Source organism: Micromonospora desertarenae, assembly GCF_056150265.1.
Map to the genome: position 1 here is coordinate 575002 of NZ_JAXCFQ010000003.1, position 13909 is coordinate 588910.

The 13909-nt window shown below is 75.3% G+C and carries 12 protein-coding genes; 4 read left to right on the forward strand and 8 right to left on the reverse strand.

Annotated features, from left to right (window positions below; genetic code table 11):
- Nucleotides 1–86: 86 nt before the first annotated feature.
- The gene (locus SM577_RS08665; RefSeq protein ID WP_474586625.1) at nucleotides 87–1571 is read left to right on the forward strand and encodes an amino acid permease; all 1485 of its coding nucleotides are present in this window, start codon (nucleotides 87–89) and stop codon (nucleotides 1569–1571) included.
- On the opposite strand, the gene SM577_RS08670 is transcribed toward SM577_RS08665, so the two are convergent.
- The 4 genes from SM577_RS08670 to SM577_RS08685 all read right to left on the reverse strand — a co-directional run bounded on the left by SM577_RS08670 (nucleotide 1472) and on the right by SM577_RS08685 (nucleotide 8114).
- The gene (locus SM577_RS08670; RefSeq protein ID WP_474586626.1) at nucleotides 1472–2524 is read right to left on the reverse strand and encodes a hypothetical protein; all 1053 of its coding nucleotides are present in this window, start codon (nucleotides 2522–2524) and stop codon (nucleotides 1472–1474) included. The genes SM577_RS08665 and SM577_RS08670 overlap by 100 nt on opposite strands.
- Before the next feature lie 97 nt (nucleotides 2525–2621).
- Entirely contained in the window at nucleotides 2622–4751 is a 2130-nt protein-coding gene (locus SM577_RS08675; RefSeq protein WP_474586627.1) for a hypothetical protein, read from the reverse strand.
- Between the two features lie 184 nt (nucleotides 4752–4935).
- Nucleotides 4936–7377, reverse strand: coding sequence for an FtsX-like permease family protein (locus SM577_RS08680; RefSeq protein ID WP_474586628.1), 2442 nt, complete (start codon nucleotides 7375–7377; stop codon nucleotides 4936–4938).
- Nucleotides 7371–8114 (reverse strand): ABC transporter ATP-binding protein, encoded by a 744-nt coding sequence (locus SM577_RS08685; protein ID WP_302917976.1) that lies wholly within the window; start codon nucleotides 8112–8114, stop codon nucleotides 7371–7373. Before SM577_RS08685 ends, SM577_RS08680 begins: the two co-directional genes overlap by 7 nt.
- A gap of 166 nt (nucleotides 8115–8280) precedes the next feature.
- Between SM577_RS08685 and SM577_RS08690 the strand changes: the two genes are divergently transcribed.
- A complete protein-coding gene (locus SM577_RS08690; protein WP_474586629.1) occupies nucleotides 8281–9438 on the forward strand; it encodes a sensor histidine kinase in 1158 nt (385 codons plus the stop codon).
- A complete protein-coding gene (locus SM577_RS08695) occupies nucleotides 9435–10109 on the forward strand; it encodes a response regulator (RefSeq protein WP_474586630.1) in 675 nt (224 codons plus the stop codon). Before SM577_RS08690 ends, SM577_RS08695 begins: the two co-directional genes overlap by 4 nt.
- A 54-nt stretch (nucleotides 10110–10163) precedes the next feature.
- Here SM577_RS08695 and SM577_RS08700 read toward each other — a convergent pair whose 3' ends face one another.
- The 4 genes from SM577_RS08700 to SM577_RS08715 all read right to left on the reverse strand — a co-directional run bounded on the left by SM577_RS08700 (nucleotide 10164) and on the right by SM577_RS08715 (nucleotide 13134).
- Nucleotides 10164–11630 (reverse strand): serine hydrolase domain-containing protein, encoded by a 1467-nt coding sequence (locus tag SM577_RS08700; RefSeq protein ID WP_474586631.1) that lies wholly within the window; start codon nucleotides 11628–11630, stop codon nucleotides 10164–10166.
- Nucleotides 11631–11702: 72 nt separating this feature from the next.
- Nucleotides 11703–12203, reverse strand: coding sequence for an ArsR/SmtB family transcription factor (locus tag SM577_RS08705; RefSeq protein ID WP_302917980.1), 501 nt, complete (start codon nucleotides 12201–12203; stop codon nucleotides 11703–11705).
- A 102-nt stretch (nucleotides 12204–12305) separates the two neighbouring features.
- Nucleotides 12306–12692 (reverse strand): DUF4180 domain-containing protein, encoded by a 387-nt coding sequence (locus tag SM577_RS08710; RefSeq protein ID WP_302917981.1) that lies wholly within the window; start codon nucleotides 12690–12692, stop codon nucleotides 12306–12308.
- Complete coding sequence (locus SM577_RS08715) at nucleotides 12685–13134, reverse strand: helix-turn-helix domain-containing protein (RefSeq protein WP_474586632.1); 450 nt, start codon at nucleotides 13132–13134, stop codon at nucleotides 12685–12687. The genes SM577_RS08710 and SM577_RS08715 overlap by 8 nt, the downstream gene beginning before the upstream one ends.
- 137 nt (nucleotides 13135–13271) lie before the next feature.
- On the opposite strand from SM577_RS08715, the gene SM577_RS08720 reads away from it, so the two are divergent.
- The gene (locus SM577_RS08720; RefSeq protein WP_302917983.1) at nucleotides 13272–13811 is read left to right on the forward strand and encodes a DUF1697 domain-containing protein; all 540 of its coding nucleotides are present in this window, start codon (nucleotides 13272–13274) and stop codon (nucleotides 13809–13811) included.
- The last annotated feature ends 98 nt before the right edge of the window (nucleotides 13812–13909 follow it).

Consider the following 13909-nt stretch of genomic DNA (forward strand, 5'->3'; position numbering starts at 1 on the left):
ATCTCCGGATTGGAGATTCACGCCCGCGGGGTCGGGGTAACGCAGGACGCGTCCCGCGCGGGGCGGGACCGGGAAGGGGGACGACGATGACCTCCGGAAGCGGCGTCGCGGGCGGTGGCAGCGGCATCTTCCGGCGCAAGCCGGTCGAGGAGATCGCCGACACCAGCGAGGAGCAGCTGTCCCGGTCCCTCGGGCTCTGGCAGCTCACCGCGATCGGTGTCGGCGGCATCATCGGCGCTGGCATCTTCGCCCTGGCCGGCGCGGTGGCCAGCGAGACCGCCGGCCCGGCGGTGCTGGTGTCGTTCCTGATCGCCGGCCTGGCCAGCGCGGCCGCCGCGCTGTCCTACGCGGAGTTCGCCGGCATGATCCCGAAGGCCGGCTCGGCCTACACCTACGGCTACGCCGTGCTCGGCGAGGCGGTGGGCTGGTTCATCGGCTGGGACCTGCTGCTGGAGTACACGGCGATCGTGGCGGTGGTGGCCATCGGCATCTCCGGCTACTTCAGCTTCCTCGTCGGCGAGCTGGGGCTGGAGCTGCCGGCCTGGATGCTCGGCGCGCCGGGCACCGGCGACGGGCACGTGGTCGACCTCTTCGCGGTGCTGCTCTGCCTGCTGATCGCCTACCTGCTCAACCTGGGGATCAAGACCGCCGCCCGGTTCGAGACGTTCGTGGTCGGGCTGAAGGTCGCCGTGGTGCTGCTGGTGATCGTGGTCGGCTTCTTCTACGTCAAGACCGCCAACTACTCGCCGTTCTTCCCGTTCGGGGTGAGCGGGGCGTTCACCGGCGCGGCCACCGTCTTCTTCGCGGTGTTCGGCTACGACGCGATGAGCACCGCCGCCGAGGAGTCCCGGGACGCCCGCCGGCACATGCCGAAGGCGATCATCTACTCGCTGGCCATCTCGATGGTGCTGTACGTGCTGGCCACCCTGGTCCTCACCGGCATGCAGAACTACCGGGACATCGACCCGGAGAGCGGCTTCTCCTCCGCGTTCGCCTCGGTGGGCCTGTCCGGGCTGGCCAGCGTCATCGCGGTGGGCGCGATCATCGGCATCCTGACGGTGATGTTCACCTTCATGCTCGGCGTGACCCGGGTGTGGTTCTCGATGAGCCGGGACGGCCTGCTGCCCGGCTGGTTCGCCAAGCTGCACCCGGTGCGCCGGGTGCCCAGCCGGGTGACCTGGATCGTCGGGGTCGGCTCGGCGTTGATCGCCGGCTTCCTGCCGATCCGCGAGGCGGCGGAGCTGACCAACATCGGCATCCTGCTCGCCTTCGTGGTGGTCTGCATCGCGGTGATCGTGCTGCGCTACCGCCGCCCCGAGGCGCCGCGCACCTTCCGGCTGCCGGGCATGCCGGTGGTGCCGGCGATCGGCGCCCTCTTCTCGGTCTGGCTGATCACCTTCCTGGCGCCGGAGACCTGGCTGCGCTTCGCGGTCTGGTTCCTGATCGGCGCACTGATCTACGCCTTCTACGGCTACCGCCGGTCGGCGCTGGCCCGGCGCGGCCCGTCCGGCCCGGCCGGCCCGTCGGGTCCGTCCGGCCCGTCGGGTCCGGCCGGGCGGTCCGGGCGGTAGCCGAGGGCGGGCGGGAAGGCCAGCAGCAGCGCCATCCCGAGGCCGGCGAGCACCCCGGACAGCGAGTACAGCACATCGGAGTCGGCGCTGTTGATGGCGGTGTTGCCGGCCAGCGCGGTCAGCGGCGCGCCCGGGTTGAGCGGCAGCGTGCCGATGACCACGATCAGCAGCATCGCGTACGGGCCGAGCAGTGCGGCCAGGGCGGCGAGGCCGTGCCACCGCCAGACCGGCCGCCCGTCCGGCCAGTCCCAGGCCAACAGGGTGACGCCGGTCAGCAGCACCGCGCCGAGCAGCACGCCCGGCAGGAACCGCGGGCCGGGCGGCGTGACCCGCATCAGGGCGATGCCGACGGCGGCCGCCGCGCCGATCCCGACCGCCAGCCGCTGCCGGACCGGGTGCCACCCCGGCGCCGCCGCCAGCGCGCAGCCGAGCGTCAGGGCGAGCAGCAGCAGGCTGGTGACGACCGCCGCCCGGCCCAGTTCCGGCTCCCGGTCGGTCGGTGACTCGATGCCCGCGGCGATCAGCACCGACAGGCCGGTGACGCAGGCGGTGGCGACCAGCGCCCGCCGGTCGCGGCCGCCGCGCTGCCGGCGTACGGCGAGGGCGGCGGTGCCGGCGACGGCCGCGCAGCCGGCGACGGCGAGCAGCACGCTGAACCCGGGCCCGGTGGGGTCGGCCCGGTCGACGGCCACGTCGGCGGCCAGCCACACACCGCCCAGCAGCACCGCCGGGACGGTCCACCCCCGGTTGCCGCCGCCGGCCAGCACGAGCCCCGCCACCGCCCCGACGATCGCCACGAAGCGCAGGTCACGGGCCCAGTAGGCGTTGTTGCCGGCGAGTGCCTCGGGCCACGGCCCGAGCGGCTCAGTCAGCGGTTGCAGGACGGTCATGCCGAGCGCCCAGAGCACCGCCGCGACGGCGGCGAGGAGGAGACCGGCGGGGCGTACGCGCATGGCCGCACCCTAGCCGCCGGCGACCCGACGGGCGGCCCCGGACGGCCGTGGGCCCGCACCGGAGAACCGGTGCGGGCCCACGGGTTATGGGGTGGTGCTATCGCTTGTTGCCGGTGTTGCCGACCCGGAACGTGTAGTCCGCGTCGAGGAAGGTCAGGTCGCCGGTGGGCAGGTTGGAGACCAGGACGGCGAAGTCGTCCCGGTTGCCGCTGGCACACCTGGTCTGCAGGCCGGCGGCGGTGAACTGGTCGCCGGTGTAGCGGTAGACCCAGTTGCCCGCGCCGTCGGTGCTCTCCCCCGCCGACGTGGCGCCCGGGGTCAGGTCGCAGCCGGCGACCACCTGCACTGTCCAGTTGTTGTCCTGCACGCCGGTGGTGGCGAACCACTCGCCGGCCGCCGAGGTGACGGTGGCGTCGGCGCCGTTGACCCGGACGTCGTCGACGAACCAGCCGGTGTCCAGGTAGGCGGCGTCGGTGGAGTAGCGGAACCGCACGTCGGTGGTGCCGGCCGGCAGGTCGGCGGTGAGGTGCACGTAGACCGGGTCGTCCACGAAGTACGCGCCGCCGGAGGTGCCGGTCAGGCCGTTGCCCTCGGTGTTGTTGCCGTGCGGGTCGGTGTCGGTGGTGACCACGGTGCCCGCGTCGTCGCGCACCGGCACGGTCACCCACTCGCCACCGACGAGCGCCTCGACGAAGCCGTAGTCCCAGCCCTCCTCGATGAAGTACCAGCTCCAGAAGTCCAGCGAGGTGACCGGGCCGGAGGTGGTGACGTCGAGGATGTTGTCGGACTGGCTCTCGTAGCCGGCGTACCAGTGGGTGGTGCCGGTGTGCGGGGCGATGACCGTCTCGTCGTCGCCGTCGAAGGCCAGCTCGACGGTGGGGCCGGGGTTGCGGAACCGCTCGACCGACAGGCCGAACGGCACGGCGGTGGTGTCCGGCCGGTTCTTCAGCCGCGCCCACTTGGCCTCCGGGGTGGCGCCCTGGTAGCGGCCGCGACCGGCCCAGAACACGTCGTCGGCGATGTCGATGGTCCAGGACGTGTCGGCCGGGTCACCGAAGTCGAAGGCCTTGATGTCGTAGACCGGGGAGTCCTCGTCGTCCAGGTAGACGGCGACGGACCAGTCCCGGAACAGCGCCTCGGCGCTGCGCAGGTCGGCGCCGGTGGCGGCGTTGAACGCGTCGATGGCGTTCTGCACGCCGGTCATCCCGTCGGCCTGCTCCTCGAAGATCGTCTTGATCAGCAGGTCACCGCCGGCGCCGTCGTACTGCTTGTCCGGGGTGAAGGTGCCGTCGCCGTTGCCGCCGGCCTGCTCCCAGAGGTACTGGAAGTAGGTGAAGGCGGCGCCGTAGTTGGCCAGCGTGCCGCCCCAGCGGGTCAGCGAGGTCTCCTCGTAGAAGACCTGGTGGTTGCTCAGGTGCGAGCCCCCGGCGTCCAGGCCGTTGAGGAAGATGGCGAAGTCGGCCAGGCCCTCGTCCACCCAGGACAGCTCGCCCGGGTCGCTGTAGTTGTGCAGCAGGTGCTCCAGCTCGTGGGCGACCGTGCCCTCGTACAGCTCGGGGCGGTCGTTGGCCGGGTCGGCGTCCCGCCACGGGGCGTCGTTCGGCCCGACCCGGTTGGCCCAGTCCAGGGCGTCGACCACGATGACGTTCATCCCGCTGCTGTCGATGAAGTCCGGGGCGAAGTAGCCGGCGGTGTACGAGGTGACCGCGCAGTCGTAGTAGGCCTCGTCCTGGACGTTGTAGACGACCATCACGAGCGAGTCGCTGGCCGGCTCGTCCGGGTCGGCGGCGTCCATCGGGCCGAAGTGCTCCTCGTCCACCGCGACGATCTGGTTGGCCAGCTTGTCGCCGACGTAGTCGATCTGCGCCTGGGTGAGGGCGAACTGCCCGGCGGTGGCGGTGGCGCACGGGGTGAACCCGTCGGCCGGGTTGTGGTCGAACTGCGGGTCCAGGCTGGCCACGCCGGCCGGCGCGGTGCCGTCCAGCGGGGTGCCGGCCGGGACGTAGATGTAGACCGGGGTGCCGTCGGGGGTGGTGTTGGCGTACGCCCGGGTGAAGTTCTGGTCGTAGGTGCCGCCCGCCGCGCTGTCGTTGATCGGCAGCGTGATGGTCGGCTCGCCGGGAAGATTCTCGTGGTCGTTCGCCTGTGCCGGAACGGCCACGGTGAAGGCGAGCGTGGTGACGCCCGCCGCCGCGACCGCTATCCGACTCAGTCGTCTCGTTCGCACGCGGGTTGCCTCCTGCCGGTGCTGACCGGGCGGATCGGGCCGCCCGGTCGGTGATCCAACGATTCCGATGTAACGTTTCCAGGCCCGCTGACGCTGCGGTGAAACCGCGTCTGACCTGGGCTTTCGCCTCCCAGCAGACCACTGGGGACGATCGGATGCGAAGAGCCGTCAGGTCACATCTGCGTCACGAACGGAGGTCCCCGACGGTCCGGCCGACCGACCCCCGGCGAAGCAGCCGCCAGGCCGGCACGACGCTCGCCGCGAGGGCGAGCAGCAGGCAGAGGCCGACGACGCCGCCGACCACCGACCACGGGACGACGAGGTCCACCGGCGCGCCGACCTGCTCGGCGAGGCCGGCCCGGATGCTCACCAGGCCGGCGAACGCGACAGCCCCGCCGAGCAGCGCGCCGAGCACCACCACCAGCGCCGACTCCGCGGCGACCAGCCGCAGGACCTGGCGCCGGGTCGCCCCGGCCAGCCGCACCAGCCGCAGGTCGGCGGCCCGGCCGGCGGCGGCCGCCAGCAGGGTGTTGGCCACCGCGATCCCGCCGTAGCCGGCCGTCACCGCGATCAGCAGCAGGGTGGCCAGCCAGACCAGCCGGTCCTCCGCCTGGTCCGCCTCGGCGGCCCAGGTGGCCACGTCGACCAGCCGGGCGCCGGCGGGTGGGTCGACCGGCGCCGTCAGGTACACCGCGGAGGTCAGGGCCGACGGATCGTGTGCCCGGACGGCGGCGCGGGGCAGCAGCAGGTCGCCGGGGAGCGAGTCGTCGGTCACCACGGCGACGACGCGCAGCGGCACCCGCTCCCCGTCGGCGAAGACCACCGGGAAGGGCCGGGCGGGCAGCGCCGTCGCCCCGGCCGCCGAGGCGGTGAGCACCACGGCGTCGTCGCCGCGCAGATCCGCCAGCGAGCCGGCGAGGACGGTGAGCGCCCGGTTCGCCGCGGTGAACGCCGCCGGTTCGACGCCGAGCGCGGTCAGCGGGCGGAACGCGTCCGACGGCGGGTCGGCGGCGACGAACACGGTGGTCGGCAGGACGGACGCACCGCCAGCCGCGGCGACCGCCGGGTCGGCGAGGCCGGGCGCCCGGTCGGGAAGGAGCACCCAGCCGGCGTTCACGGCGCTCATCCGGCCGGCCGCGTACACCGCGGTGGAGGTCTGCACCATCCCGGAGACCAGCACGGCGAAGGCGACGGTGAGCAGGACCGGCGCGGCGGTCGACGCGGTCCGCCGGGTGGCGGTCGCGGCGCCGGCGCGTACCAGCAGCCCGATGGCGCCGCCGCGCCGCCGCACCGGCGGGTGGAGCAACCGGACGAGCGGCCCGACGAACACCGGCGCGAGCGCCGCGGCGCCGGTGACCAGCGCCATCACCGCGACCAGGGCGAACGAGGCCCCCTCCTGGGCGTCGGCGGAGGTGGCGGTGGCGAGCCCGAGGGCCGCGCCGGCGGCGACGAGCAGTGCGCCCGCCGTCGCCCGCGGCCGCCCGATCGGCCGCTGCTCCACGGCCGCCTCGCGCAGCGCCTCCAGCGGCCGTACCCGCGCGGCCCGCCGGGACGCCGCCCACACGGCCAGGAGCGCGATCACCGGCCCGGCCAGGAGCGCGGCCGCGACCGGCCAGCCGGTGTACCGGACCCGGAACGTCGCCGGCTCGAAGCCGACGTCGATCAGCAGCGGGCCCACGGCGGGGGCGAGCGCGGCCCCGGCCAGCAGCCCGACGACCGCCCCGCCGGCACCCACCACGAGAGCGTGCCGGTACAGCAGCCGACGGACCTGCCGGGGCGTGGCGCCGACGGCACGCAGCAACGCCAGTTCCCGGCGGCGCTGGGCGACGGTGTAGGCGAACGCCGCGGCGACCACGAAGACCGTGACGAAACCGGCGAGCGCGGCGGTGGCGGTGAGCACCTGCATCCCGATCCAGCGGGTCCGCGCGTCCGCCCGGGGCTCCAGCCGGCCCCGCTCGGCGCCGGTGAGGACCCGGCCGTCCGTGCCCACCACGGCACGGGCGGCGGCGGCGACCCGGTCGGGATCGACGCCCGGTGCCAACACCAGACCGATGACGCCGACCCCGGGGGCCAGGGTGGCGGCGACCTCGTCCGCGACGTGCACGCCGGGCGCGTCGAGCAGGCCGGTGACCCGGTACGCCCGCGGCCCGCTCGCGGTCAGCAGGCTCACCGGGTCACCGGGGCGCAGGCCGAGCGCGGCGTCGACGACCACCTCCCCCGGCTGCCGGGGTGGTTCACCCGCCGTCAACCCCGGCCCGCCGAGGCGGGTGCTGGACCAGCCGTGCCCCTCGTGGGCGTCCTGCCGCTGACCGTCGGTGGCCGGCGGACGCCCGCCCACCAGCGGCTGGGCGTAGAACGTCCGGTCCGGCACGGCCGCCGCGACCCCGGGCAGCCCGGCCAACCGGGCGACGAGTTCGCTCGTCCGCGCCGACGACCAGGGCCGGCTGGGCGGGAAGGGGTCGGCCGGCGAGGACGCCTCCGGGCCGGCGACCACCACGCCGGCCCCGGCCAGCCGCTCCGGCGTCCGCGGCCGCCCGGACGCGAGCAGCAGCGTGCTCGCGAAGACCAGCGCGACACCGATCGCGACGGCCACGAACGCGCCGGCCGAGCGGCGGGCGGTCAGCACGACGGCTCCGGGGTGGCGTCCGCGATCCGGGCGGCGACGGACGCGGCGGTGAGCGGGCCGGCCAGTTCGTCGGCGAGGCGGCCGTCGGCGAGCAGCAGCACCCGGTCGGCGTACGCGGCCGCGGCGGGGTCGTGCGTCACCATGACGACGGTCTGCCCGTGCTCGTCGACCAGCGCCCGCAGCAGCCGCAGCACCTGCCGGGACGCGGCGCTGTCCAGCGCGCCGGTGGGCTCGTCGGCGAAGACCACCGCCGGCCGGGTGACGAGGGCCCGGGCGATGGCCACCCGCTGCTGCTCGCCCCCGGAGAGTTCGCTGGGCCGGTGCCGGGCCCGGTCGGCGAGCCCGACGGCGGCGAGCGCGGCGGCGACCTCCCGGTCGGCCGGCCGCCGGCCGGCCAGCCGCAGCGGCAGTTCGACGTTCTGCGCGGCGGTCAGCGAGGAGATCAGGTTGAACGCCTGGAACACGAAGCCGATCCGGTCCCTACGCAGCCGGGTCAGGTCGTCCTCGGCCAGCTCGTCGAGGCGGATCCCGTCGACGGTGACCACCCCCGCCACCGGTCGGTCCAGCCCGGCCGCGCAGTGCAGGAGCGTCGACTTGCCGGAACCGGACGGCCCCATCACCGCCGTGAACGTGCCGCCCGCGAAGCTGGTCGTCACCCCGTCCAGCGCCGTCACCCGCCGGCTGCCCGAGCCGTACACCGCCCGCAGGCCGGTCAGCGTCACCGTGTCTGTCGTCATGCGGCCACCGTGCCGGCTCGGCCGGGCCGCGCGCGTCGTGCCGGGGCCGGCACTTTCCGCCCCTTCCCCGGCCGTAGCCGGGCGCCGTCGCCGGCGCCGCGTCATCCCCGAGGATGACCTGCCCCGGGTGGACGCGCCACCGTCGACCGGCGGTTACCGTCTGACCGTGGGTTCCCTGCTTGCCCGGCGACTGCGGCCGGTGGACCTGTACCTGGTGGACGGTGCGCTGGCCGTGGTGGTCGGCGCGGCGCTCTGCGCGTACGCGGCCCTGGAGTCCCCGCTGCACGGTGGGGTCCGGGAACCGGTGTGGGCGTCGGTGCTCACCGGGCTGGTCATCGGACTGCCGGTGGCGGTGCGGCGGCGCTGGCCGGTCGCGGTGGCCGTGCTGGTGAGCCTGGCCGCCGCGGCGGCGCTGGTCACCGGCGTGATCCCCAACTTCGCGGCCGCCGCCCCGGCGTTCGCCATCGGACTGGCCTTCTACACTCTGGCCGTCGCCACGCCCCCGCTGCGGTCACTGGTGTGCGCCGTGGCCTGCCTGGCGGTGGTGAGCGTCGCGTTGGCGCTGACCGGCGGCGACCTCTGGTCCCGTACCGGCGCGGTCGGCTACGGCGCCGTCATGATCGCGCCGGGGTGGCTGGCGGGCTGGTCGGTCCGGGAGCGGCGGGCGCTCGCCGCCCGGCAGGGCGAGCAACGGGTGGTGCAGGCGGTCACCGAGGAACGGCTGCGCGTCGCCCGGGAGCTGCACGACGTGGTGGCCCACACGATGAGCCTGATCGTGGTGAAGGCGGCCGTGGCCAACCACGTCGCCGACGCCGAGCCGGGCGAGACCCGGGCCGCGCTGCGGGTGATCGAGGAGGCCGGCCGGGCCGCCCTGACCGACATCCGCCGGGTGCTCGGCGCGCTGCGCGAGGGCGCCGGGTACGCCCCGGCGCCCGGCCTCGACGAGTTGCCCCGGCTCGCCGAGCGCGCGGCGATCGGCGGGGTGGACGTGCACGTCGACGTGCGGCGCGACGTGCCGGACGCCGGCGCGGTGCCGGAGTCGGTGGGCCTGGCGGCGTACCGGATCGTGCAGGAGGCGGTCACCAACGTGGTGAAGCACGCCGCGCCGGCCGCCTGCCGGGCCACCGTCGTCGTCGCTCCCGGCGAGGTACGCGTCGAGGTGGTCGACGACGGCCGGCGGCCGGTGCGGATGAGCGGGCACGGCCACGGGCTGACCGGCATGCGGGAGCGGGTGACGCTGCACGGCGGCGAGTTCTCCGCCGGCCCGCGCTCCGGTGGCGGGTTCGCGGTCAGCGCCCGCCTGCCGTACCGGGCGGTCGCGTGATCCGGGTCCTCATCGCCGACGACCAGGCACTGCTGCGCGGCAGCTTCCGGGTCCTGGTCGACCTCGACCCGGGCTGCACCACCGTGGCCGAGGCGGGCACCGGCGCCGAGGCGGTGGCGCTGACCGCCCGGCACCGCCCGGACGTGGTGCTGATGGACGTCCGGATGCCGGAGATGGACGGCATCGAGGCGACCCGGCGGATCTGCGCCGATCCCGCGACGGCCGGCAGCCGGGTGCTCATCCTGACCACGTTCGACCTGGACGAGTACGTGTACGGCGCGCTGCGCGCCGGGGCGAGCGGGTTCCTGCTCAAGGACACCCCGCCGGCCAAGCTGCTGGCCGGCATCCGGGTCGTGGCGGCGGGCGAGGGGTTGCTCGCGCCGACGGTCACCCGCCGGCTCATCGGCGAGTTCGCCCGCCGCGCCGAGCCGTCCCGGCCGCTGCCCCGCCGGCTCGACGGGGTGACCGACCGGGAGCGCGAGGTGCTCATCCTGATCGCCCGCGGGCTGTCCAACGTGGAGCTGGCCGCGCACCTGCACCTGAGCCTCGCGACCGTCAAGACGCACGTGGGCCGGCTGCTCACCAAACTCGCCGTACGCGACCGGGCCCAGCTGGTCATCGTCGCCTACGAGACCGGGCTGATCGCCCCGACCGGACGGGATCCCGGCTGACCGTACGGGTGGGCGGCACGGGTGCTTCCGACGGGCGGTCGGCTGCGTGGCCGGTCAAGCGACGACGGCGACGAGCAGCGGTACGGCGACGAGCGCCGAGCCGGCGAGGCTGGCCAGCCGCTTCCGGGGTGGCGCGCCGGAGATCGTCGGCAGTTCCCGCCAGCGGTACGCGGCCGCGACCAGCCCGGCGGCCGACAGCCCGACGCCGAACGGCCAGAGCCAGCCGGGCACCACCGACCAGTCTCCCAGCCGGTGACCGACGCCGAGGTAGAGCAGCGCCCATGCGGCGGTGGGCGCGAGGCTGAGCCGGTCGGGCATCCGGCGCACCGTCCGCAGCAGGCTCACCCCGCCGAGGAACGAGAAGCCGAGCGCCAGGGCGGCCCCGACCCAGCCGTCGAGCGGAATCCCCTCGTCGTCCACGGCGTCGCCGTCGATGCCGAGCAGGCGCAGCCCGATCGGGTCGACATCACGATCGGTGTTGCCGAGCACCACCACGCCCCGGCCGGTGGCCCGTTCGAAGCCCACGTACGCCCGGAACCCGCCGGTGCCGCCGTTGTGCCAGACGACCTCGTGGTCGCCGTACCGGGTGGTGAACCAGCCGTAGCCGACCCGGTTGCGGTCGTCGTCGGTGAACCGGGCGGTGGTGGCCTCGGCGCCCGGTGCGGTGCCGGCGAGCAGCGCCCCGACCAGCCGGGCCAGGTCCTCGGCGGTCGACCACACGCCGATGCCGGCCGGGGCGTACCCGCTGCCCAGCCAGGGGTCGGCGGCGCGACCGCCCGCCCTGGTGCCCGTCGCCCGACCGGCCGGTAGCCCGTCCGCGTCGGTGGCCACCACCGTCCGGCCCAGTCCCGTCGGGCGCAGCACCTCGCGGTCGAGCAGCTCCGGGTAGCTCGCGCCGGCCTGCGCGGCCAGCGCCTGACCGAGCAGCGCCATCCCGACGTTGGAGTAGTCCACCCGCCCGCGACCGTCTCCCGGCGTCTCGTCGGCGGCGGCGGAGACGATCCGGTCGGCGTCCCACCGGCCGTACGGGTTGCCGGCGGTGAGGTTGGCCCACCACATTCCGGGCAGGTCGGTGGGGCCGAGCGCCAGCCGGGGTAGGCCGGAGCGGTGGCTGGCCAGCTCGTCGAGGGTGACCTCGGCGGTCGGGCCGCCGAGGCGGGGCAGCGTGGCGCTCAGCGGGTCGTCGGCGCGGACCGCGCCGGTGGCGATCCGCCGGGCCAACAGCATGCCGGTGAGGCCCTTGGTGACCGAGCCGATCTCGAAGGGCGTGCCCGGCTCGACGGGCGCGCCACCGGGCTCCCGGTCGCCGAGCCCGGCGGTGCGAACCCGGCCGTCCGCCAGCACGGCCACCGCGAGGCCGCGCAGGCCCGCCGGGTCGGCCACCGCCGCGCGGACGGTGGCGGCCAGCTCGGCGTCGCCGGTGTGCCGCGCGGTCAGCCGCGGTACGGGAGGCCGCACGCCGAACCCGGCGAGGGTGGCGACGAGCCCGACGACGAGGGCGAGGGCGGTCGGCTTACGCATGAGGCTCCTTCGGTCGGGCGCCGGGAGCCGGCCGGCGGCGCCGATGGGGTGGCGGGTATCGCGCCGCGATGCTCAGGTGCGGGCGGCGGTGAGGATGGCGAGCAGTGGCACCACCCGGTCGCCGGGGACGGCGTACTGGCCGCGACCGGTGCTGCGCAGCCAGCCGGCGGCGGTCAACTGGCGCAGATGGTGGTGGAGCTGCCCGGTGGTGCCCAACCCCTCGATCTCGGCCAGTGCGGCGGTGGTGTGCCGGCCGCCGAGGATCTCGCGCAGCAGTCGCAGCCGGACAGGGTGCGCCAGGGCGGTCAGCGCGCCGGCCAGCTCGGTCCAGTCGGCGTCGAGCACGGCGTCGACCGGAAGGCCGTACTGCCAGTCGTGGTGCTGGCCGGCGAGCCGGACCGTGCCGGTGTAGAGCACCGCGCCGGAGCCGTCCGCCGGCACCAGCCGCTTGAGCCCGTGCAGCGCCCAGAAGGTGTCGCCCGAGGGCTCCGCCGGCTCGGCCACCGGTTGGTGCTGGACCAGCGCGGCGACCTGCGCCTCCAGCGCGGTGACCCGCTCCTCCAGATCCGCCATGCCTCGATACTACGAACTTACGTACTTACGTGCAAACGACGCCCCGGCCGAGCCGGCGGCGCGGTGGCGCTCAGCGCGCCACCGGCTCGGCCCACGGGTGGTTCAGGCCGCCGGGCGGCCGCCGGCGTCGGCGCGCAACCGGGCGTCGAGCGCGTCGAGATCGGGGACGAACCACACGTGGTCGGAGCGGTTCGACTCGTGGACGAGCGCGCGCAGGGCCGAGCTGGCCGCCAGGTGCCGCGAGATGTCGCCGACGACGGCCAGCCGCAGCCGGTAGTTGACGAACTTCTGCATGACCTCGCCGGCGAACCGGGTGCCGAGGGTGAAGAAGCTGTCGTCCAGCCGGCTCGCCGGCACGGCCACCACCTGGGCGCCGAGGAAGGCCGCCCCGATCAGGTCCAGCGCGTCCCGCTCGGTGGCGATCACCGGGCCGGCCGGGTCGCACACCAGCACCGGCACCCCGGCCCGCTGCTCGACGACGTCAGGCATCGCCGGCCTCCCCGGCGAGCGGGCCGTTGCCGCCGCCGAGCACGGCGTCGACCAGGCGCAGCAGCTCGGCCGTGGCGGCCGCGCCGCCGAGGATCACGATCTTCATGCGGTTCCGTTCCTCGTCGTGGACGGTCTGGACGCGCAGTGGCGGCCCGGCGTCGCGGCCGGTGTTCACCGCGGCGAGGACGAGCGTGCCGAGCCGGTCGGCCGCCGCCCGGTCGACGCCGTCGACCTGCACGATGCTCGACACCTCCACCGGCCCGACGCCTGCGGCCGGCTGCGGGCGGCCGGTCAGCGCGGCCAGGTCGGCGCGGGCGATCCGGTACTGCTTGCCGATCCGCACGGCCGCGAGCCGGCCGGTGCGGATGTAGCCGCGCACGGTGCGCACGTGCAGCCCGAGCAGGTCGGCCACCTGCTCGACCGAGTACATTTCCTGACTCATCGTTCCCCAACCTACCCGCGATAGGGAAGGAAAGGGAGTATTGAGCGACGCTCATGACCGAGGTCACTGGCGGAGCGGCCGGGACGGTGTGGGCGGCGGCTCCTAGGCTGACGGCACCCGTACTCCGAGGAGGTGCCATGGACCGCTACGTCGCCCTGCTGCGCGGGGTCAACGTGGGCAACGTCCGGATCGCGATGGCCGACCTGCGCCGGCTGGTCACCGATCTCGGGCACCAGGACGTCCGGACGTACCTGCAGAGCGGCAACGTGGTCTTCGGCAGCACCGTGCGCGACGCCGACGAACTGGCCCGGGGCATCGAGCGGGCGATCACCGGCGAGCTGGGGCTGACCGTGCCGGTGCTGGTGCGCAGTGCCCGGGAGCTGGCAGCGGTGGCCGGCGGCAACCCGTACGCCGGGCAGGAGGACGACCCGACGAAGCTGTTGGTGGCCTTCCTGGCGACCGCACCCGCGCGGTCGGCGGTGGCCGCGCTGACCGTGCCCGGCGGCGAGCGGGTCGCTTACACCGTGACCGGGCGCGAGGTCTACCTGCACTACCCGGAGGGCGGCTACGGCCGCTCGAAGTTCACCAACGCCTACCTGGAGAAGAACCTGGGCGTGGTGGCCACCACCCGCAACTGGCGGTCGGTGCGGACCCTCGCCGAGCTCGCCGCCGGCTGAGCGGCGGGTGGGCGGCGGGGGGGGGGGGCCCGGGCCCCCCCCCCCCCCCCCGGGCGGGAGGGGGGGGGGGGGGGGCGCCAGGGGGCCCCCCCCCCCCC